This window comes from Thioclava sp. L04-15, from assembly GCF_002020275.1.
GTDB lineage: Bacteria > Pseudomonadota > Alphaproteobacteria > Rhodobacterales > Rhodobacteraceae > Thioclava > Thioclava marina.
In genome coordinates this window covers 151666-174553 of record NZ_MPZW01000005.1, presented here as the reverse complement: position 1 = coordinate 174553, position 22888 = coordinate 151666, and the positions used below count along the sequence as shown (strand labels likewise).

Genomic DNA, 22888 nt, shown 5'->3' with positions numbered 1-22888 from the left:
ACACGGGAACGCCGGTAAAGCCGGGAAATCTGGTAATCTCCCTCAGCTCTGCAATGTCTGGGGCTTGGGCAGACCGGACACCCGGAAACCCCTAAAGGGGTGTGTCCGTGTCTGTCCGGCCTCGCGCCCACCTTTGCCCGGCAGACAAGACTGGACATGTCCGGCAATGTCCGTGTCTGTCCGGTCCTACACATCGTCAAAGTCCTCGGTGAATTGTTCGTTGTCGCGTTTCCGCTCCACGAATTTGCCGTCTGCGAAAATGACCACTCCTTCCCGGGTCAGGCTTTCTACGGCCCGCTTGAAGGCTTTGCGTCGCGAATCCGCATTGTCAGAAGCAGATACTTCGCGCCCGCCAATGCAGGCGTCCCGCCAAGACTCTTCCGGCACGTGCATTGTGCCTCTTCCCAGATCGCGAAGAACGGAAAGAGCCGCGCGGGCGCTGGCGGTAAGTTGCGGACTACGGGCACGGCTGGCATTGTCCGCCTCTTCACAGATCGCCGCCGTGATCGCGTCCCCGTCTTCATCGGTGCCGATTTCCCGGACGCCCACGGTAAAGGCCAACTCTTGTTCGGTCGTGCCGTTGCGGTTCTTGGACGGCTTCACGCTCACCCCGCCGTCTTCCTTCTTGAGGTAGAGCGCCACATCCAGCGCGCCGTTCAAGAGGCTATGACCACGGGGCAGCCCGTCGCCTGCCTTCGTGTCGTGGTGGATCAGCACGACAGCCGCCCCCCACTTGGTCAGGGATCGGGCAGCCGCCACGACTTGCCCCATGCCTTTTGCGTCGTTTTCTTCCAGCCCCGGGAACGCCACGGCCAAGGTGTCGATCACGACAAGCGCAGGCCGCCGCTCCTTGACCGCCCGTTGCAGGGCCTTGAGCTGGCCTTGCTTGCTCAGAAGATCGGAGACTCCTTCCACCACCTTGAAGTCGGGTGCGTCGCCATGCTCGGCTTCCAAAGCCTGCACGCGCCCGCGCATCCCGTGCCCGTCTTCCGCTGCCACGTAGAAGACGCCACCAGCCTTCACGCGCCGCCCGAAGACCTCGGCCCCTTGGGCCACGGCGTAGCCAAGGCGCGGCGCGAAGAGGCTCTTACCCGCCCCCGGAGCGCCCACAATGGCCGCCACGTCGCCTTGAGCAAGGAGTCCCTTGATGATGTAGGAACGGGCTGGCGTGGCGGCACAATCGCTCGGGCTCAGGAACACCAAACTATCGACGCGCTCGGCCCCCGTCTCGGGCATGGGCAAGTCATCGAAGTCGTCAGCAATCTGCCATGCGTCAAAGGCTTCGCTGCACCACCCGGCGCGCTGCGCCACCCGGATCAGCCCCATGACGCTCGCCTTGGCCCCGGTGTGCGTATTGGGTCGGTTCCACTTGTCCTCGGTCTCTTCGAAGCTGTAGCCGCCCCAGCCTTCCGAGAACTTGTGCGCCAGCTCGCGCCCCTCTTCACTGCCGCCCGTTTCGTCGTGAATCGCGCGAATGGCAGCGAACCATGCGCCCTCCGTGCCGTAGAGCTGTTCACGCACCTTTTTAGGGATGGACAACACGGCTTCAGAGAGGATTTCAAAGGGGATGCCCACCGGCTCGAAGGTGGCCCCCTCGGGCCGCGTCTGGGGTTCAAGCCCTTCCGGCCATTGGGGCGCGCAACCGAAGCTCTGAAGGTCGGCCCAGAGGTCCACGTCGCCCGAAACGAAGCGATAGCCGTCAGAGCCCGGTGCAGCCGCCCAGCCACGATTGGCGCGAACGTCAACGCCATCCAGAAGGTCTTGGGCGCTGCATTGCCCCGGCACGTGGGCGCACCAATGGTGCAAGCCGCCGGTGCTGGTCTCGATCACGACGGGCGAGTCCACGGTTATGCCAGCCGCCTCGCAAGCCGCCACGCCGTCCTTCCCATGCTTCCGGTCTAGGTCCACCACGTCGATACCCGAACGCTCGCCCGTGACAAAGCCGACTTGGGCGTCGGGCCACTTGGCGAACCATCGCTCAATTTGCCGGGCGTCGGTCGTCGCTTTGTTCGGCCAATCGGTGATCCGGGGCACCTTCTCTCGCTTCGCGCCGCGATCCACCCAATGCCAAGGCAGAACGGGGATGCCTTTCGCGGCCAGATCAAGGGCGGCCTGAAGGTTGTCAGAGACTTGGCCTTCGTGGGCTTTCGGGTTATATTTAGTCTGCATCGTTCAGCCTTTCTTAGATGCCACGGCGCGGGGACTTGCCGGTCCCGCACGCCAAATTTCAGGTAGTCCGTCCCTTTCGCAGAGGGGGCGGGTTACTCATTTCAGGATAGCGGGAAAGCGGGTTTCGTGTCATCGTGACACGGAAGGTGACAATCAGATTTTGCAACACACACTGCAACACATTTTGCGGCGCGCGAGTTTTCCAAGTATCTGATTTTGCGTTTTTATTTTTACAAACGTCAGGCTTGGAGCGGACACCTCCTCCGCCAACGGTTTCGCCGGGTTTGGTCGGTCAGCCCCGCCCCGAGGCCCCCCCACCACAAGTGCACGAGAAGCTGTCGTTTCAGGGTCCGGGAAATCGATCCGTGCGGATTTCATGTCGCAGATTTGCGTATGCTGTGGTGGGGCGTCTCGTGACAGGTCGGCAAAAGATCAGGGGAATTGGAGTCGTGGACGTCTGGAACGCGCATCGCGAGGAAACGATCGGCGGGAGTTCGGTTGTGGTAAGAGCCTGTTTCGACGGGAGGGCAAGCCCGTACCGATTACGGTGCGGAGCACCCACGCGAAGTAATCTTTGCCGATGCCCGCACCGCGATGCTTCCCCTTCCTGATCGGATGCCTGCGGGAGTTGAGGGTTCCCGCGCGGTTCTGTCGCGCCGCGCGGGAGAGGTGCTTTACTACTTGCGATCGAGGATCGCAGAGAGCACGCGCCGCAGGTCAGCCTGAAGCGCATCGGTCAGGCGATTGGCGCGCCAGACGACACGGTGGTCCGGGCGCACCAACAAGCAGCCGCTATCGGAAATCTCGCGCAGCCGCGCCCAATCCCCGGCATGATCGGCATGGGGCTGGCGTGGCCCGATGAGATGCGCTTCAATCGCGATCCCGAGCTCTTGAGCCAGCGCATGTGTCGCCTCGATCCAGGCCTTTCCGTCGAGCCCCGTCAGCACTGTGAAATGCCCGTGCCCGCAGAGATCAAGCGTGGAGACCCGTTGCCCGCCCGTGCGATAAAGCCATGCATGCGGCAGGGGCGCGCCGGGCCATGCGGTTGGCTGATAATGCAGCTCTGCATCGAGCTCAAAGCTCGGCTCGATCTGACCGTCGGTGACGATCGCCGCTGAGCGGTAGCGCTGGTTCATCTCGACCCCGTGCGCATCGAACTCGTATTTCTTGAATGCGATCGCCTTGCGGATGGCCTCGCGCTGTTTCTCGGCCGCCGGAGTCGTATTGCAGCGCGCTTCGAGATTCTTCTGCATCTGGACGGGATCGACGCCGCCATCCATCCCGAGCGCATCGAAGATCGGGCCGGTTTCGCCGATCGACTGGTTCGCGCGGGTTACGATCTGCTTGGCGACGGGCGCGCGCTCGGCGTCACAGCTTTCCAGAAGTTTTTCGCCCGCCTGGCCCTTCAGGACCATCGCAAGTTTCCAGGCGAAGTTGAAGGAGTCCTGAATGGAGGTGTTCGAGCCGAGGCCGTTTGACGGGGGTGGCGGTGAATCGCGTCGCCCATGCAGAAGACGCGGCCGTTTGAAACCTCTGTCGCATAGTAGTTGTTCACCGTCCAGGTGTTGGCGCTGAGCAGTTCGATCTCCAGCTCCGGGTCGCCGATCGACTGGTTCGCAACTCCTGTCGCGAATTCCTCGGTGACATCAGGTTCGGGTTCGTTGACGTCGTAGCCCCACACGACCAGCCATTCGTTCCACGGGCGCACCATCCGGATCAGCCCCATGCCAATTCCGCCGATATCGGTGCCGGGATGCATGGTTTCGTGAAAGGAGGTCGACTGAAATATCGTTTTCTCTCTGATGATTGCGGCGATTGTCGAGCATCTTGCGTGGGTGCAGCGCTGGGGGCGCATCGGGGCCTCACATGTCGGCCGGCGGGACCCGGGGCCGTCCGATACTGTCAGCACCCTCCCGGATCTGCCCGGAATTGGACGCTGCGTCATCCGCCTCCGCTATCTAGAGTGCCTACAGGGGAAATACGTGGGTGGATGACGATAGATCGTCCCCGGCGTTAAGTGTGGGGACGAAATGTCGAGCAGCGCGAAACGCGATTCCGCTGGCATCCGCCGGGAGCGGAAAGCCGCCATCATGGTCTTTGTGCTAGGCACCACGGTGGGCTTCGGCCCCGCCCTGGCCGATAGCGTGCTCGAGGTGACGGGGGCGACGGGCCAGCCCGGCACGGCGAGTTCGCCCGGCTCTGCAGGCGCCGATCTGGCGCCGGGGGCGTTTAGCTTCGATCTACCCGCAAGCGTCAGTGATTTCGGGTATCTCTTCATCGGCGGGAGCGGCGGGAATGGTTTCGCCGGGGCCGATGGGGCGAATGGCGGCAATGGCGCTCCGGTCTTCTCCTCGGGAACGGATGGGCGTGCCGGATCTCAAGGCGCAGCGGGTGTCGCGGCCACCGATGCGGGCCCTGCGGGGGCGGCATCGGGGATCACGCTTGATCTCAATGCGGATCTGACGACCGGGATGAGCGGCGCCATGGTCGCCGGCGGCACGGGCGGGCTCGGGGCGAAAGGTGGGAATGGCGGCGCTGGGGGGAGCGGCAGCTATGGCGCGGATCAGGCGACGCCCGAACAATCGGGCGGGCTTGGTGGCCGCGGCGCAAATGGCGGTGTGGCTGGCGAGGGCTCGCGCGGGGCGACAGGCGGCGTGGCCAGCGCCAACAGCCTGAGCAATTTCGCGGCGCTGGATGCGGGCGCGGACGGGCTCTCGATCATGGGCGGAGCGGGGGGCGCGGGCGGTGCGGGTGGTCTGGGCGGCGCGGGCGGGTATGGCGGGCAACCCGGCCTGCCCGGACATCCAGGCGTCGCCGGGATCAACTATCTCTACAAGGCCCAGAATGGCGACGAGGTTTATTACGACGGGCTCGGCGCCAGCGCAGGGAGCGGCGGGGCCGCGCGCGGTGGTGGATTGGGCGGCATCGGCGGCGACGTCACGGACAACACCGTCTACAACAGCGGAACGATCGCAGCCGGAGCCAACGCCACGCGGCTGAGCGCCGGTGCAGGCGGCGCGGGCGGAGATGGCGGGCGCGGCGGTGATGGTGGCGTTGGCGGCGACGGGGTGAACGTGCCCTTCTCGGCCGGAAATGGCGCCGCTGGCCCTGCAGGACCAGGGCTTGTCTACCCGGGCACGAACGATTGTTATGGCGACACTGCCTGCGGCGCGCCGGGGGGCGATGGCGGGCATGGCGGCGACGCGAGACTGCGTGGGGCGAGGAGCGGCTATTTCGGAGATAGTTACGGCACCGGCGGCGCGGGCGCGGCTGGGGGCAGTGGCGCGCGCGGCGCGGATGGGGGCGCGCTTGCGCGTAACACGGTGACCAATGACGGCGCGCTGAGCGCCTCAGGCGACGGGATCGCGCTCGCGAGCGGCGATGGCGGTGCGGGCGGCGCAGGCGGCGATGGCGGGAATGGCGGCAGCGGCGGCGACGGCGCCGACGGGGTGAAAGGGGGCGATGGCGGCCGGGGTGGCAATGGCTCTGGCGGGGACGATGGCATCATCGATTCGAGCCTGCATGCCTATCCGGGCGGCAACGGGGGCAATGGCGGCGATGGCGGCTTCGCAGGCCGTTCCTCATCCGGAGCGAATGGCGGACGCGGTGGCAATGGCGGACGCGGCGGCGATGGCGGGCGCGGTGGTGATGCGGGGGACCTGCAGGACAACACCATCACCAATCGCGGCACGATCGACGCAGGCGGTATCGGCATTTCTCTGGCTGGTGGTCAGGGTGGCGCTGGCGGCGCGGCAGGGGTTGGCGGTGTCGGCGGCGCGGGCGGCCTGGGCGGCGCAGGGGCGCCTGCGGCGCTGGCAGGGCCCGGCGGTTCGGGTGGCTCGGGCGGCGATGGGGCTTGCCTTGAGATCGGGGTGCCCCCGCTCGCGGTGACGCTGGTTTGCGCGGATGATGGGTATGACGGGATGCCCGGTTTTGCCGGGCGCCCGGGTGCGGCCACGAGCGCGGGCGCGACAGGGGCTACGGGCGCCACCGGGCAAAGCGGTTTCCTGGGCGATGGCGGCAGCGGCGGCAGCGTTGTCGGCAACACGATCACCAATGACGGCACGATCACCTCGGGCGGGGACGGGATCGCCCTGATCGGCGGTGACGGCGGTGCGAGCGGCAGCCGGATCGGCGATGGCGGCGCGGTCAGCGGCAACACCGTCGCCAATACCGGCGAGATCACGGCGGGCGGCTTCGGCATCCACTTTCAGGGCGGCGCGGGCACGATCGCAGGCGAGGTCTCCGATAACAGCGTGACGAATGACGCGACCGGCGCGATCACGGGCACCACGGGCGTCTACTTCGGGGCGGGCACGAATAACAGCCTCGACACAACGGGGATCTTGCGCGGCACCGGCGGCACGGCGCTGGCCTTCACCTCGGGCAACAACATCGCGACCTTCCAGCACGGCTCGCAAACCTTCGGCGCGCTGCAAGGCGGCACCGGCGACGATCGCTTCGTGCTGAACAACAACGCCCTGATCACGGGCGAGATCGCGGGCAATGGCGGCAATGATACGCTCGAACTGAGCTTTCGCCGCGTGCTGCCCTCGGAATACGCGATGCTGCAGGCGCTGCAGACCGATACGGACAGCTTTACTTTCCGCTTCGAGGATTACGCCTATTCCGGCATCGAGCAGATCGACTTCGGCACGCTGCAACTGTCGGATTTCGGCCAACGCGCCACCTATGCCAACCAGATCGCGGTGGGGCTCGCGCTCGACAATCTGGCGTTCATGACGCGCGACCTCGACACCGCCACCTATGGCATCGACGAACTTTCGCCCGATCTCGACTTGGCGTTGCGCCAGCTCACGCCCGAGCTCTATGATATCCCGCGTGCCACCACGCTCTCCGCGCTCTGGGCGCATCGCGGTGTGGCTTTCGACCGGCTGGATACGGCGCGTGATCAAAAGGGCAGCGCGTTCTGGGTACATCTGAGCGGTCGCCACGCCGTCATCCATCGCTCGAGCGACGTGCTTCTGAACTACACGACGGGGTCGTTCACCCGGATGATCGGGGCCGATCTCCTGGCCGGGGACGGTTACCGGATCGGCATGGCACTGGGCGACGATCATGACGTGTCCTCCGCGCGGGGCTACGGCGCGCCGGATTCCTCGCTCAATAGTGCGCGGCGTTTCGCGATGATCTACGGCGCGACGGATCTGGACACGGGCCTGCGCCTGACCGGCAATATCGAATTCGGCCGTGGCAGTTCCAAGGCCAAGCGCCGGATCGAGATTGCGGGCGCGGGCCGCACCGCCGACGCACGTTTCGTCGATCACTACACCGGGGTGAACCTGCGCTTGCTGTGGCCCGAAACAGGATCGACGGACAGCGGATTGCAATGGGATACAGGGCTGAGCGTTGCTCAGATCCGGCGCGATGCCTTCGAGGAGACCGGCGCGGATGATCTGTCGCTGGCCGTGGCCAAAAAGGTTTCGAATTCGCTCCAGATCTCGGCCGGGCTGACCAAGACCCGGATCCGCCAGCTCGGGAATGGCGGGACCCTGAACGTCAAACTGCGCGGCGGGCTGCGGGCCGAACTGCTCGAGCAGGCTCCCATCAAGGCCGCGTTCCTGGCCGTGCCGGGTAGCGATTTCGAGACCGATGGGAACTATGCCGCCGTGCTCGCGAGCGTCGACCTTTCCGTGAACCGGATCGATCTCGACGGTCGGCGCACGCTCTATTTCGGCGCGCATGGCGATTTCCAGCCCGATACCGGTTCGGCCAGCATCGACATCGCGGCTGGGCTTCGATTGCGCTTCTGAGCCCCTCGGGGGTAGGCTGATGAATTACGCCCGTGGCAGACTGGTTTCTTGCGGGCCGGTACCCAATGGCGGAGTGGCCCCGTGTGGCGCTGAACGCCAAGCGATGCCTTCAGTTTCGGACCGGCCATCCCCCTGCAAGCCGGTCAAACGCGACAAGCTCCGATACGAGTGCTGCAGCCGGACCCGGATCATGTTCGGCCAGCTGAATAGGGCTGATGGAAAGCGGCGCCCCTTGGAGACATCGGCACGACGGTTTTGCGCGCCACCGTCACCTCGTCGCCACCGCGATAGTCCAGCGATGACAGCCGAGCTCGAGAACTCTAGTCATCTGGGAAACATGAAATTCCCAGAGCCACCCAACGTGAGGAGAATCGCCAGGTCCCCCCTGTAGGCTTTCCCGCTCGCTTTCCCTTTGTCGGAGATGAAAACGCGCGCCGGGCAGGACCGGGCGCGCGTCTCATGTCATATGCGATCGGCTCTCATTCCAACTCGATCAGCAGGTCCTTCGCGTCGATCTGGGCACCGGCGGTGACGTGGACCGCTTTCACCACGGCCTCGCGATCGGCATGGATGCCGGTTTCCATCTTCATCGCTTCGATGGTCAGGAGCATGTCGCCCGGCTTGACCTTCTGCCCCACCGAGACCGAGATCGAGGCGACCGAGCCGGGCATCGGCGCGCCGATATGGTTCGGGTTGCCCGCTTCGGCCTTCGGTTTGGCGGCAGTCGTGGCCTTCACGGCGCGGTTGGGCACACGCACGGCGCGCGGCTGGCCGTTGAGCTCAAAATAGACCTTCACCTCGCCCTGATCGTCGGTCTCGCCGAAGGTCAGATAGCGGATTTCCAGAGTCTTGCCGGGGTCGATCTCGGCCGAGATCTCGTCCTGCGGTTCCATCCCGTAGAAGAAGACCGGGGTCGGCAGCGTACGCACGGGGCCGTAGGTCTCGTGGCGCGTGGCGTAATCGGTGTAGACCTTGGGATACATCAGGTACCCCGCGAGATCCTCGTCGTCGATCTCCATTCCGAGCTGTTCGGCGAGATCCTTGCGCGTCTTCTCCAGATCGACCGGAGGAAGGTGCTTGCCCGGTCGCTCGGTCGAGGGTGTCTCGCCCTTCAGGACCTTCGCCACGATCCCCTCGGGCCAGCCGCCGGGCGGTTGGCCGAGATTGCCGCGCATCATGTCGATCACCGAATCCGGGAAGGAGACATCCTTGGCCGGGTCGAGAACATCTTCCTTCGAAAGCCCCTGCGCGACCATCATCAGCGCCATGTCGCCCACGACCTTGGAGGACGGCGTCACCTTCACGATATCGCCGAAGATCTGGTTGGCATCGGCATAGGCCTGCGCCACCTCGTGCCAGCGCTCTTCGAGCCCCAGCGAGCGCGCCTGCGCCTTGAGGTTGGTGAACTGGCCGCCTGGCATCTCGTGCAGATAGACCTCGGAGGCCGGGGCCTCGAGACCGGATTCGAAGGCCGCATATTGATGACGCACGGCCTCCCAGTAGTTCGACATCCTGCGGATCGCGCCGATATCGAGGCCGGTATCGCGCTCGGTATGGGCCAGCGCCTCGACGATCGAGCCGAGACAGGGCTGCGAGGTGCCGCCCGAGAAGGCATCCATCGCCGCATCGACCGCATCGACGCCCGCATCGGCGGCGGCGAGGATCGTCGCGCCCGCGATGCCCGAGGTGTCGTGGGTGTGGAAGTGGATCGGGATGCCCACCTCCTCCTTGAGCGCCGCGATCAGCTGGCGGGCCGCGGCGGGTTTGAGCAGCCCCGCCATGTCCTTGAGGCCAAGCACATGCGCGCCCGCGGCCTCCAGTTCCTTCGCCATGCCGATATAGTATTTCAGGTCATATTTGGCGCGGTCGGGATCGAGGATATCGCCGGTGTAGCAGATCGTGCCTTCGCAGATCTTCCCGCTCTCGATCACCGCATCCATCGCGACGCGCATGTTCTCGACCCAGTTGAGCGAGTCGAAGACGCGGAACACGTCGACGCCGGTTTCGGCGGCCTGCTTGACGAAGAACTGCACCACGTTATCGGGATAGTTCGTATAACCCACGCCGTTGCTGGCACGCAGCAGCATCTGGGTCAGGATATTGGGCATCGCTTCGCGAATGTCGCGCAGACGCTGCCACGGGCATTCCTGCAAGAAGCGGTAGGCCACGTCGAAGGTGGCCCCACCCCAGCATTCGACCGAGAAGAGATCGCCCAGATTCGCGGCATAGGCAGGCGCGGCCTTGATCATGTCGATCGAGCGCATCCGCGTCGCCAGCAGCGACTGGTGGCCGTCACGCATCGTGGTGTCGGTCAGCAGCAGCTTTGTCTGCGCCTTCATCCAGTCGGCGACGGCTTTCGCGCCTTCCTTCTCCAGCAAGTCGCGGGTGCCGGGCTTCACCTCGCCGGTGATCGCAGGCACGCGCGGCGGTTTCGCCTCGGCATGAGGCTTGGCGCGGCCAGCGGTCTCGGGGTGACCGTTCACCGTGATATCCGCGATATAGGTCAGGATCTTCGTGCCCCGGTCACGGCGTTGCTTGAAGTCGAACAGCTCCGGCGTCGTATCGATGAACTTCGTCGTGTAGCTCATGTCGAGGAAGGTTGGATGCTTGAGCAGGTTGATCACGAAGTCGATATTCGTGCTCACGCCGCGGATACGGAATTCGCGCAGCGCCCGGTCCATCCGGCGGATCGCCTGATCGGGGTCCTGCGCCCAGGCGGTGACCTTCACCAGAAGCGAGTCGTAGTAACGCGTGATGACGCCGCCCGCATAGGCCGTGCCGCCATCGAGACGGATGCCGTTGCCGGTGGCCGAGCGGTAAGCGGTCAGGCGGCCGTAATCGGGGATGAAGTTGTTCTGCGGGTCCTCGGTCGTGACGCGGCATTGCAGCGCGTGGCCCGACAGCGAGATTTCATCTTGCGATTTGGCGCGGGTGGCCTCGGCGAGGGTCGCGCCCTCGGCGATCTTGATCTGGGCCTGCACGATGTCGATGCCGGTGACTTCCTCGGTCACGGTATGCTCGACCTGAACGCGCGGATTGACCTCGATGAAGTAGAACTTGTCCGAGTCCATATCCATCAGGAACTCGACCGTGCCCGCGTTCTGATAGCCCACGGCCTGACCGATCCTGAGCGCCAGTTCGCAGACCTCGGCGCGTTGTTCCTCGCTCAGGTAAGGGGCGGGGGCGCGCTCGACGACCTTCTGGTTGCGGCGCTGCACGGTGCAGTCGCGTTCATAGAGGTGATAGAGCCCGCCATGGGTGTCGCCCAGGAGCTGCACTTCGACATGGCGTGCGCGAGTGATCATCTTTTCCAGATAACCCTCGCCATTGCCGAAGGCGGCTTCGGCCTCGCGGCGGCCCTCGCGGACCTTTTCGACCAGTTCATCAGGTCCAAGGATCGGGCGCATCCCGCGCCCGCCGCCGCCCCAGCTAGCTTTCAGCATCAGCGGGTAGCCGATCTCGGCGGCCTCGGCCTTGATCGCGTCGAAATCCTCGCCCAGCACTTCCGTCGCGGGGATGACCGGCACGCCCGCCTTGATCGCGACCTTGCGCGCCGAGGCCTTGTCGCCAAGCGCGCGCATGGTTTCGGCCTTCGGGCCGATGAAGGTGATCCCGGCCTTCGCGCAAGCCTCGACGAAATCGGGATTTTCCGACAGCAGACCATAGCCCGGATGGATCGCGTCCGCGCCCGATTCCTTGGCGACGCGGATGATTTCCTCGATGCTCAGGTAAGCGCCGACCGGGCTCAGCCCCTCGCCGATGCGGTAGGCTTCATCGGCCTTGAATCGATGCAGGCCCAGTTTGTCCTCTTCGGCATAGACGGCGACGGTCTTCTTGCCCAGCTCATTGGCCGCGCGCATCACCCGGATGGCGATTTCGCCACGGTTTGCCACGAGGATCTTGTTGAACATGCGTATCTCCCTGGATGTCGGAATGGCGCAAAACCTAGCGTTGCTGCGGCGCGGCGCAAGGAAAATTTGCGAAATTGAGCAAATTAACTGACCAATATCCCAGAGTTTGCAAAGTCTCTTCCGGGGATTGACTAGCCCCGCGCTCTGGGCAAGGTGGGGCGCATGATCGATCTGCGCCCGGTTGGATATATCATTGGAATGCTGACATCCGTGCTGGGGCTGACGATGCTGATCCCGGCGGCGGTTGATCTGGGTTATGGGGCAGGGCACTGGCTCGTCTTCGTCGAGAGCGCCGTGCTGACGATGACGGCGGGCGCGCTGCTCGCGCTGGCCTCGCGCGATGCGCTCAAGCGGACCCTCTCGATCCAGCAGAGCTTCGTTCTGACGACTGCGGTCTGGATCACCCTGCCGTTCTTCGGTGCGGTTCCCTTCATGCTCGGCGCACCGCATCTGAACCTGACGGATGCCTATTTCGAGGCGATGTCGGGCCTCACCACCACCGGCACCACCGCCATTCAAAAGCTCGACGACCTGCCGCCGGGGGTGAACCTGTGGCGTGGCTTGCTGCAATGGCTGGGCGGGCTGGGCATCATCATCGTCGCGATGATCTTCCTGCCGGTGATGAAGGTGGGGGGGATGCAGTTCTTCCGCTCGGAAGGGTTCGACACGCTGGGCAAGATCCTGCCGCGCGCGATGGATATCTCTTCGGCGCTGATCCGCATCTATGTCGGTCTGACGATCGCCTGTGCGCTGACCTATATGGGGCTCGGCATGACCGGGTTCGACGCGGTGATGCATGCGCTCACAACCATGTCGACGGGCGGGTTTTCCAATTACGATGCAAGCTTCGCCGCCTACAAGGGCGCGCCGGAATATGCCGCCTCGGTCTTCATGGCGCTCGCCGCGATGCCCTTCATCCGTTTCGTCCAGGTCCTGCGCGGCGATGCGGTCCCGCTCTGGCGCGACCCGCAGGTGCGCGCCTTCATTCGCTGGATGGGCTATGCGATCGCGGTCATCGTGCTCTACCGGATGTTCCGCCACGAGGCCGATTTCTGGCCCACCCTGCGCGAAGTGACCTTCAACGTGGTCTCGACCTTCACGGGGACGGGCTACGCCTCGGAGGATATCACGCAATGGGGCCATCTGGCCTTTACCGTGCTGATCATCTCGGGGCTGATCGGGGGGTGCACTTCCTCGACGGCCTGTTCGGTCAAGGTTTTCCGCTACCTGATCCTGCTCGAGGCGATCAAGGCGCAGATCCAGCGGCTCTACTCACCGCATCGGCTGCTCCGTGTGCAATATGACGGGCGCCCGGTCGAGGACAGCGTCGTGAACTCGGTGATGGCCTTCTTCTCGCTCTTCATCCTCAGCTTCGGGGTGCTCATCATCGCGCTGACTTTCACCGGGCTCGAGACCGAGACCGCGATGACCGCCGCATGGACCTCGATCGCCAATATCGGCCCGGCCTGGGGGCCCGAGATCACCGGCAACGGCTCGGTCGCGGCCTTCCCCGAAACCGCGAAATGGCTGATGAGCGTTGCGATGTGCGTCGGGCGGCTCGAGCTGATGAGCGTGCTCGTGCTGATCCTGCCGCGCTTCTGGCGCAGCTGATCACTTCCAGCAGGAAATCTGCACCACCATCCCGTCGGCGAGCGTTTGCAGATCTTCGGGCGTGCGCTGGCCCGAGAAATCCGACGCTTCGGGCGCAAAGCCCCGCGCGGAAAGCCCGGGCGCCATCGCAGAGGCCTGAAGCGCCACTGTCAGCCCGTCGGGCAGTACACGCTGAGGATCCTTTGCGACCGGCAGCAGCATCCCCACCACCGCGCCCGAGCCGTCGAGCACCGGACCGCCCACATCGCCCGCGCGGGTCTTGGCCTCGATGCGGGCCTGGGTTTTCTCGCCTTCGAGCCCCTTCAGCGCCGAGAGCTTGCCGAAATTCAGCACCGGAGCGGGCAGGGCCTCGGGATAGGAAAAGCCCGCCACCGCGACCTGCGTCCCGGAGAAAGGCGCATCCGTGCGGAATTTCGCGACCGCTTTGGGCGCGAGCGTGTCTTTCGGCGTCAGCACCGCATAGCCTTCCGCGCCCGCGTCATAGCTCAGTTCCGCCGGGTGATCCTCGATGGTGATCCGGCCGCATTGCGCAAGCCCTTCTGCGGCGGTCAGCACATGGCCCTCCGCATCGATGAAAAAGCCCGAGCGCGAGAAGACCGGCGCACGTTTCTCGATCCCGGCCATCAGGGCGGCGCGGGTCACCGACATCGGCTGGCCGAGCGTGGCGTCAAGCGCAGCGGTGCCGACCGGCGCGAAGCTTTTCTTCATCGCGTCGAGCACTCGCGTCATGCGCTGATCGTCGGAGGCGGGCCAGACCAGCGTGAAGCCCTTGATCAGCCCTTTCGACAGGTCGGCCTGCGTGTAGGAGTGGATCTTGTCGTTCTGGCCTTCGATGGTGAAACCGCTGGCACCCAGCTTGCGCTCACCGCGAACCGGCACGATCTCGAGCGTCTGCATCGCGTCGTAGAGCCCGCGCAGTCGCGCCGCATCGCCGGGCTGCGAAATCAGCAGAACCTGAACTCCGCTGCCATCCTTGGGCGCGTAATTCACGAAGGGCGCATTGTAGCGCGCGAATTGCACCAGCCCGAGCGGCATGTCGATCTCGATCCCGGCCTCGGATTCGGTGACCTTTTCAAGCCCGAGGGCCGCGCGCTCGCTGGCCACCCGGTCGAGGAGGGCGATTTGTTGGGTCGAGGAGAGAACCCCGGTCGGCTCGTAGCCGTTCTTGAGCTGCCAGTCGGCAATGGACGCCCGCGTGCCGCGCCCGAACAGCCCGTCGAGCGCGCCCTGGTAATGGCCCGTCCATTCCAGCGCGGCCTGAATGTCGCGGCGCTCATCACGGGTGAGGGCGGCCTCCAGGCGGCGGCTCTCGGCCAATGTCTCGATCGGGGCGGGGACCTCGATGGGCGCAGCCTCTGTCAGCGGTTCAGGCTGGGTGTCTGCAACCGGTGGCGCCACCGGGTCTTCGGGCTGGGCCTCGGGCGCGGGTTGCGCCTCGGGCCGGGGCGTCATGCCCAGGCCAGCGCCCACCGGCCAGAACTGCTGGCCGAAATTGCCGCCATCAGCGACGAAACTGTCGCGCGGGATCAGCCCCTCTCCGCGCAGCAAAAGCCTGCGGTCGTCGGCGGTCCGATCGTCGGGGAAGGGGCCGAGCGCGATCGCATACCAGCCCGAATCCAGCCGGAAGCCCGAGACATCGGGGAACATTCCCGCCCACTCGCGCGCCCGCGCCTCGGCCTGCGCCAGAGAGTTCTTCGCCTCGATCTGCACCCAGGCCTCCGCCCAGGCGCTTCCCGTCCAGACCATGCCGGTCAGGCTGGCCCCAACAACGATCGAAACTGTGCGCGAAACGGCCCGCATTGCTCACCCCATAATGACTGCTTTTGCGGCGACCTTACCGAAACCACGCCGCGCGTCACCCCTTAAATGCCGCTTTTGCGGTCAGGTTTTCCCCCGCCATGCGGAGAACACCACGCAAGCCGCCGCGCAACGCTCTTCGAGGCGTTGACGCCCCCGCGCCCCTTGCCTAGAGAGGAGGCGCTTTTCAAGGAAGGTGCGAGACATGGCCAAAGCGGACGCCCCCAAGTCGTTTCAGGAAATCATCCTGCGACTGATGAGCTACTGGGCCTCGAAAGGCTGCGCGGTGCTGCAGCCCTATGACATGGAGGTCGGCGCGGGCACGTTCCACCCGGCGACCACGCTGCGCGCGCTCGGATCGAAGCCCTGGGCCGCGGCTTATGTCCAGCCCTCGCGCCGCCCGACCGATGGCCGCTATGGCGAGAACCCGAACCGCCTTCAGCACTACTATCAATACCAGGTGCTCATCAAACCGAGCCCGCCGGACCTGCAGGACCTCTATCTCGGCTCGCTCCGCGCGATCGGCATCGACACCGAGCTGCACGACATCCGTTTCGTGGAAGACGACTGGGAAAGCCCCACGCTCGGCGCTTGGGGGCTGGGCTGGGAAGTCTGGTGCGACGGCATGGAAGTCAGCCAGTTCACCTATTTCCAGCAAGTCGGCGGCCATGACTGCAAGCCGGTTTCGGGCGAACTGACCTACGGGCTCGAGCGTCTGGCAATGTATGTGCTGGGCATCGATCACGTCATGGACATGCCCTATAACGACCCCTCGGCCCCGATCGCGCTGAAATACGGCGACGTGTTCCGCCAGACCGAGCAGGAATACTCGCGCTGGAACTTCGACGTGGCCGATACCGACATGCTGCTCAAGCATTTCGAGGATGCCGAGGCCGAATGCGAACGCATCCTCGCCTCGCCGGATACCGATGATGCGGGCCGCAAGATCATCATGGCGCACCCGGCCTACGACCAGTGCATCAAGGCCTCGCATCTCTTCAACCTGCTCGACGCGCGCGGCGTGATCTCGGTCACCGAACGCCAGGCCTATATCGGCCGCGTCCGGGCGCTGGCGAAGAAATGCGCCGATGCCTTCGTGCAGACCGAGGCGGGCGGGGCAGCGGCGGGGGATGCCGCCTGATGCACCCGGCCATGCGCCCCTCGCTGTCAGCCGAGCCCCGGCAACAGGGTTCTGAGCCCCGTCGCGATCATCTCGATCGCGATGGCCGCGAGGATCATGCCCATCAGGCGCGTCGTGATGGTGCGCAGGGTCTGGGACATGTGATGGCCGATATCGGCGGCGAACCACATCACCAGCGCAACCATCGCCAGAACCAGCACCAGCGCGGTGATCAGCGCTATATAGCCCGCGCCGTCCTGCGCGCGCCCGCTGAAGACGATCAGCGTCGTGATCGTGCCCGGTCCGACCAGCATCGGGAAGGCCAGCGGATAGAAGGCGATATCCTCCCTCTGGGCCTGATGCGCCTGCTCGGCGGGCGTGCCGCTATGGGCCGGACTTCCCGAGCCATTGAGCATTCCCAGCGCGATCGTCAGCAAGACCAGACCGCCCGCGACGCGGAAATCGTCTACCGAGATGCCGAACAGCTTCAGGATCGGCGTGCCCGCGGCCACGATCACGGCACTCAGCCCCGCGGAATAGAGCGTCACCTGAAGCGCGGTGCGCCGCTGGGCCGCGCGTTCCATGCCATCGGTGAGGCCCAGAAAGACCGGCAGGTTGACGAAGGGATTCATGATCGCGAAGAGCGCGCCGAAGGCTTTGATGAACAGGGCGGTTTCCATGGGCCTCTTTCCGTGATGCGCGCCGATCATATCCGCTCGGCGGGCGCGCGAAACCCCCGGAGGGGCTCGGCATGAACGGAAAGCTCATCGGAGGTGGCATCGTGGTGATCGCACTCGTCTTCGGCGCGGTGGTCTACTATTCGCAGGAATACGGCTATTACGATCAGGTCGCGCCCGGCTCCGAGGCGGCGAAGATCTCGCTCGTCGAACTCGACGGCACCACGCTCGACCCGCTTGACGCTCGCGGTTTCGAAGGGATCGACGCGGACAGCTCGCCCCTGCGTTACCGGGCCTGCTTCAACACCGATCTCTCGATCGCCACCGCGACCGAAACCTACGAGGTCTATGACAAGGCCGCCCCGCTGATCGGTCCGAACTGGTTCGACTGCTATGACGCGAAGACCATCGGCGCCGATCTCGAGGCCGGTCGCGCGGTGGCGTTCCTGTCGCAACACAACATCCGCCCCGGCGTCGATCGCGTCGTGGCTCTTTATCCCGATGGCCGGGCCTTTGTCTGGCACCAACTGAATGACGAAGCGGAGAAGTGAGATGCCCGATCTTCTGATTGAACTGTTCTCCGAAGAGATCCCGGCGCGGATGCAGCCCAAGGCCCGCGAGGACCTGAAGAAGCTGATCACCGATGGCGTGGTCGAGGCCGGTCTGACCTATGCCTCCGCCGGGGCGTTCTCGACCCCGCGCCGCCTGACGCTGACCGTCGAGGGGCTGACCGCGAACTCGCCCACCCTGCGCGAAGAGCGCAAGGGCCCGCGCACCGACGCGCCCGAAAAGGCGATCGAGGGCTTCCTGCGCTCGACCGGCCTCACGATGGATCAGCTCGAGACCCGCGACGACAAGAAGGGTCAGGTCTATTTCGCGGTGATCGAAAAGCCCGGCCGCCCCGCCACCGAGATCGTGGCCGAGGTGCTGGAGAAAACGATCCGCAACTTCCCCTGGCCGAAATCGATGCGCTGGGGCGAGGGCGCGCTGCGCTGGGTCCGCCCGCTGCACTCGATCCTCGCGATCCTCTCGGACGAGGCGGGCGCCACGATCGTCCCGCTCGACGTGGACGGGATCACCGCAGGTGACGCCACCCGCGGCCACCGCTTCATGGCCCCCGACACCATCCAGGTCGGCGGGTTCGAGAGCTACGCCAAGCAGCTCAAGGCCGCCAAGGTCATGCTCGACCCGGCCGAGCGCGAAGCCGCAATCTGGCACGATGCCGAGCAGATGGCCTTCGCCAAGGGCTGGGAAGTGGTGCCGGACAAGGGCCTTCTGGCCGAGGTCGCGGGCCTCGTCGAATGGCCTGTCACGCTGATGGGCGAGATCGACGCTCAATTCCTCGACCTGCCGCCCGAGGTGCTGCAGACCTCGATGAAAGAGCATCAGAAATTCTTCTCGGTGAAGAACCCCAAGACCGGCCGGATCGAGGGCTTCGTCACCGTCGCCAACCGCGAAACTGCCGATCACGGCGCGACCATCCTCGCGGGCAACCAGAAGGTGCTCTCGGCACGCCTTTCGGACGCCAAGTTCTTCTGGGAAAACGACCTGCGCACCGTGGCCGCCCACGGTCTCGAGGGCATGGGCGCGGGGCTCGACGCCGTGACCTTCCACAACAAGCTCGGCAGCCAAGGCGACCGCATCCGCCGCATCGAGGCGCTGGCGCGCGAAATCGCCCCGCTGGTGAAGGCTTCGCCCGATCTCGCCGCCGAGGCCGCCCGCGTCGCCAAATCCGACCTGCGCTCGGAAATGGTCTATGAATTCCCCGAGCTGCAAGGCGTAATGGGCCGCTACTACGCGCAAAAGGCGGGGCTGCGCGATGCCGTCGCCGATGCCTGCCGCGACCACTACGCGCCGCTGGGGCCCTCCGATGATGTGCCCACCGAGCCCGTTTCGGTCGCCGTCGCGCTCGCCGATAAGATCGACACGCTGACCGGCTTCTGGGCGATCGACGAGAAACCCACGGGCAGCAAGGACCCCTTCGCGCTGCGCCGCGCCGCGCTGGGGGTGATCCGGTTGGTGTTGGGGAATGATCTTCGTGTTTGTCTCTCTGATCTGATCGAAAATGGTTTTGAGCAACATCGCCAACCGGTGCTTGAGGCTGAGCGCAAACGTACGTTCATCGCAATTCTCAACGATTTCGAGCGCGGCCAAGAGGTTTCTTCAGAGATCGCTGAGTTCATCGGTTCGTCTGGCGAAGCCCACGTCGAAAATATCAATTCTGCGATTTCTCTACAGCCAGCAATTAAGGAGCGGCATATCCGAAATGCGGCCGAAGCCATTGCCGAGATCTATGTGTCGCAGCGAAGTGGAATTGAGTGGCGATCCGTCTTCGTGCCAGCCAGAGATAACCTCCTCTCCTTCTTCCACGACCGCCTCAAGGTCCACCTGCGCGACGCGGGCATCCGCCATGACGTGATCGACGCCGTGCTCGCCATGCCGGGCTCGGACGATCTCACCCTCGTCGTCAAACGCGCCGAGGCGCTGAGCGAGACGCTCAAGACCGACGATGGCGAGAACCTGATCCAAGGCTTCAAGCGCGCGAACAACATCCTCACGCAGGCGGAAGAAAAAGACGGGGTCGAATACAGCTTCGGCGCCGATCCCAAATTCGCCGAGACCGAGGAGGAAAAAGCCCTCTTCGCCGCCCTCGACGCCGCCGAAGCCAAGATCGCCCCGGCGATGGAAGCGGAAGATTTCGCCGCCGCCATGTCCGCGATGGCGGCCCTGCGCGGTCCGATCGACGCCTTCTTCGAGGCCGTCCAGATCAATGCCGAGGCCGAGGTGATCCGCCGCAACCGGCTCAACCTGCTCTCCCGCATCCGCCAGATCTGCCTCGACGTGGCCGATCTCACCAAGATCGAAGGCTGATCCTTCCTCTTGGCCTAAATATCCCCGCCGGAGGCTCCCGCCGGCCCCGATTGTCCCGGGGCCGGGACCTGGCGTGGCGGTGACGCTGGGTTAATTGGCCAAATGACACACTTGCGGGGGCGGGGAATCGGCCTATTCTGCCACGGTGGAGAAGGCGCGCTGCAATGCAGAAACCCGTTGAAATCGCTGATTTTGTAACCCTGACGCCCACCGCCGAGGTGGATAAGGCGCGTCATGGCTGGCGTGCGAAATGCCTCCAGCGGCTGATCCGGCTCGACCTGCCGGTGCCCAAGACTGTCGCCTTGCCCGCCGATACGGTGCGCGCGATCGCCGCCGGGCAGGTCTTCGACGCGCAGGCGCTGGCCGCGGTTTTCGGCCCCGAGATGCTCGTTTCCGTGCGCCCGAGCCCCGAGAACCCCGAATGGGGCGGGCCGGGCACCGTGCTCAATGTGGGCATGAATGACGACATGCACGCGGTGCTCTCGAACACGCATGGCTCCGAGGCTGCCGACGCGCTCTATCTGCGTTTCGTGCAGCTCTATTCGATCCATGTCGCGCGCCTCGACCCGGACATGTTCCAGCAGGAGCCGGGACCGGGATCGCTCGAGGCCGCGCTCGACGCTTACGAGGAAGAGACCGACGAGCGGTTCCCGCAATCGGGCGCGCGGCAACTCGCCGAGGTGTTGCGTTCGATGGCGCGCGCCTGGGAGGGCACGACCGCGCGCCTGCTGCGTCAGGCCAAGGGCGCGCCGCCCGATGCGGTGCTCGGGCTTCTCGTGCAGGAGATGGCGCTCGGGATCGGGCCGGGGCTGTCGGGCTCGGGAACGATCCAGTTCGTCGATGGGGTGACCGGCGGGCCGCAGATCACCGGACGCTTCCGCGGCCAGAGCCAGGGACGCAAGGCCGCTGTCGAGACGCTTTACCTGACCCGCGATCCGCGCGGCGCCTCGCTTGAGGAGGCAGACGCCACGGTCTTCGATACGCTCAAGGAATTCGGCGCGCGCTGCCGGGTGAAGCTGCGCGAGGAGATGCAGATCGAGTTCACCATCGAAAGCGGCGAGGTCCATGTGATCGACGCCGTGCGGGTGCCGCGTTCGTCGCGCGCCGCCGTGCGCATCGCGGTGGCGCTGGCGCAGGACGAGGTGATCTCGCGCGAGGATGCGCTCTTGCGGGTCGAGCCGCGCGCCATCACCGAACTTCTGCACTATCAGGTCGATCCGCGCGCGCCGCGCGACGTGTTGGCGCGTGGCATCGCGGCCTCTCCCGGGGCGGCCACCGGCAAGATCGTCTTTTCGGCCGCGGCCGCGCAGGCCTCGGCCGCGCGTGACGAGCCCTGCATCCTCGTGCGCCGCGAAACCTCCCCCGAGGATATCCGGGGCATGCATGCCGCCGTCGCCGTGCTGACCGAACGCGGCGGCATGACCAGCCACGCGGCGGTGATCGCGCGCGGTCTCGGTTTGCCCTGCATCGTGGGCGCCGAGATCGAGATCAACGGCCGCGAGCGCCAGTTCCGCGGGCCCAAGGGCCGGATCTTCCGCGAGGGCGACACGATCACCCTCGACGGCACCAATGGCGAGGTGCTGGTGGGGGCCGCCGAGATGCTCGAACCCGCGCTCGATGACGGGTTCCGCACGCTGCTGCACTGGGCCGATCTGGTGCGCGATATCGGCGTGCGCGCCAATGCCGACACGCCCGATGACGCACGCACCGCGCTGATGTTCGAGGCCGACGGGATCGGGCTTGCGCGCACCGAACACATGTTCTTCGATGAAGATCGCCTGACGGTGATGCGCGAGATGATCTTCGCCGACAGCCCCGAGGACCGGCGCACCGCGCTCGATCGGCTGCTGCCGATGCAGCGCGCCGACTTTCTGATGCTCTTCGAGTTGATGAAGGGCGAGCCGGTCTGCATTCGCCTCTTCGATCCGCCGCTGCACGAGTTCCTGCCCCATGACCGCGAGGGGATGCGCGAGCTGGCCGAGGCGCTCGACCGGCCGCTCTCGGAAGTGACGCGCCGCGTCGAGGCGCTTTCTGAATACAATCCCATGCTCGGGATGCGCGGCGTGCGTCTCGGCGTCACCGTGCCCGAGATCTACGACATGCAGGCACGTGCGATCTTCGAGGCGACCGTCGAGGCGATCCGCCGTGGCGCCGAGGTCGTTCCCGAGATCATGATCCCGCTCGTCTCCGCCTCGCGCGAAGTCGAGATCGTGAAGACCCGGATCGACGCGGTGGCCGCCGCGGTCCGTACCGAGACCAAGGCCAATTTCACCTATCGCCTCGGCGTGATGGTCGAGACGCCGCGTGCGGCTCTGCGCGCAGGCGAGATCGCCGAGCACGCGGCCTTCCTGTCCTTCGGTACGAACGACCTCACGCAGATGACCTACGGGCTCTCGCGCGACGATGCGGGCCGTTTCATGTCCACTTACGTCAATCAGCAGGTCTATAGCGAAGATCCGTTCCACATCCTCGATGTCGAAGGGGTGGGGGAGCTCTTGCTGATCGGCGCGGGGCGCGGTCGGGGGGCACGTCCCGATATCACGATCTCGGTCTGCGGCGAGCATGGCGGCAACCCCGAATCAATCGCCTTTTGCCGGGCAGCGGGCTTCGATTACGTCTCCTGTTCGCCGTTCCGGGTGCCGGTGGCGCGTCTTGCAGCGGCACATTTCGCGCTTCTTGCTCCGCGCGGACGCGCGGTGCCGTAAAGGTAAACTCAGAGCGGCGAGAAATCGCGCATTTTTATCAAATACCGTTGGCAAATCACGTCCGCGCGCGCTATCCGATTCGAGAGGGATATCGCACGCGATCTTCCGCGTATTTGAGCAGGATTTCGCCGCAACTTTCATCAGGGTTGCGCGATCTTGTGGCATTTTCTGGACACATTCGCTCTCGTCGGGTAAGGGAGCGCGGTCGCGGCTCAATGGGGGGACGCGGCGATTGTCCTTATCGGAAGATAAA

The 22888-nt window shown here is 65.3% G+C and carries 11 protein-coding genes and 1 pseudogene; 6 read left to right on the top strand and 6 right to left on the bottom strand.

The window, feature by feature from the left end; genetic code table 11:
- Window positions 1–186: 186 nt before the first annotated feature.
- The 3 genes and pseudogenes from BMI90_RS12645 to BMI90_RS19135 form a co-directional block, all read right to left on the bottom strand.
- Entirely contained in the window at window positions 187–2169 is a 1983-nt protein-coding gene (locus tag BMI90_RS12645; protein WP_078529850.1) for an AAA family ATPase, read from the bottom strand.
- A 677-nt stretch (window positions 2170–2846) separates the two neighbouring features.
- The gene (locus tag BMI90_RS19140) at window positions 2847–3305 is read right to left on the bottom strand and encodes a hypothetical protein (RefSeq protein WP_348638927.1); all 459 of its coding nucleotides are present in this window, start codon (window positions 3303–3305) and stop codon (window positions 2847–2849) included.
- A gap of 249 nt (window positions 3306–3554) precedes the next feature.
- Window positions 3555–3880: pseudogene (locus BMI90_RS19135) on the bottom strand (FAD-dependent monooxygenase); the annotation flags it as partial.
- A gap of 379 nt (window positions 3881–4259) precedes the next feature.
- Between BMI90_RS19135 and BMI90_RS18750 the strand changes: the two are divergent.
- Window positions 4260–7943, top strand: coding sequence for an autotransporter outer membrane beta-barrel domain-containing protein (locus tag BMI90_RS18750; protein ID WP_168172772.1), 3684 nt, complete (start codon window positions 4260–4262; stop codon window positions 7941–7943).
- 479 nt (window positions 7944–8422) lie between these two features.
- Here BMI90_RS18750 and pyc read toward each other — a convergent pair whose 3' ends face one another.
- Entirely contained in the window at window positions 8423–11860 is a 3438-nt protein-coding gene (gene pyc, locus BMI90_RS12630; RefSeq protein WP_146671291.1) for a pyruvate carboxylase, read from the bottom strand.
- A gap of 156 nt (window positions 11861–12016) precedes the next feature.
- On the opposite strand from pyc, the gene BMI90_RS12625 reads away from it, so the two are divergent.
- Window positions 12017–13465, top strand: a complete 1449-nt coding sequence (locus BMI90_RS12625; RefSeq protein ID WP_078529847.1) for a TrkH family potassium uptake protein — start codon at window positions 12017–12019, stop codon at window positions 13463–13465.
- On the opposite strand, the gene BMI90_RS12620 is transcribed toward BMI90_RS12625, so the two are convergent.
- Entirely contained in the window at window positions 13466–15265 is a 1800-nt protein-coding gene (locus tag BMI90_RS12620) for a trypsin-like peptidase domain-containing protein (protein WP_078529846.1), read from the bottom strand.
- 202 nt (window positions 15266–15467) lie between these two features.
- Here BMI90_RS12620 and BMI90_RS12615 point away from each other — a divergent pair, with 202 nt between their 5' ends.
- Window positions 15468–16403, top strand: coding sequence for a glycine--tRNA ligase subunit alpha (locus tag BMI90_RS12615; RefSeq protein WP_078529845.1), 936 nt, complete (start codon window positions 15468–15470; stop codon window positions 16401–16403).
- 26 nt (window positions 16404–16429) lie between these two features.
- Here the strand turns inward: BMI90_RS12615 and BMI90_RS12610 are convergent, their stop codons facing one another.
- Entirely contained in the window at window positions 16430–17062 is a 633-nt protein-coding gene (locus tag BMI90_RS12610; protein WP_078529844.1) for a MarC family protein, read from the bottom strand.
- A gap of 71 nt (window positions 17063–17133) precedes the next feature.
- Between BMI90_RS12610 and BMI90_RS12605 the strand changes: the two genes are divergently transcribed.
- From BMI90_RS12605 to BMI90_RS12595, 3 genes are all read left to right on the top strand, one after another.
- Entirely contained in the window at window positions 17134–17610 is a 477-nt protein-coding gene (locus BMI90_RS12605; protein ID WP_078529843.1) for a DUF6446 family protein, read from the top strand.
- Window position 17611: 1 nt separating this feature from the next.
- On the top strand, window positions 17612–19930 hold the full coding sequence (glyS, locus tag BMI90_RS12600) for a glycine--tRNA ligase subunit beta (protein ID WP_078529842.1): 2319 nt from the start codon (window positions 17612–17614) through the stop codon (window positions 19928–19930).
- A 164-nt stretch (window positions 19931–20094) separates the two neighbouring features.
- Window positions 20095–22635: a putative PEP-binding protein gene (locus tag BMI90_RS12595; RefSeq protein WP_078529841.1), complete on the top strand. Its 2541-nt coding sequence runs from the start codon at window positions 20095–20097 to the stop codon at window positions 22633–22635.
- The last annotated feature ends 253 nt before the right edge of the window (window positions 22636–22888 follow it).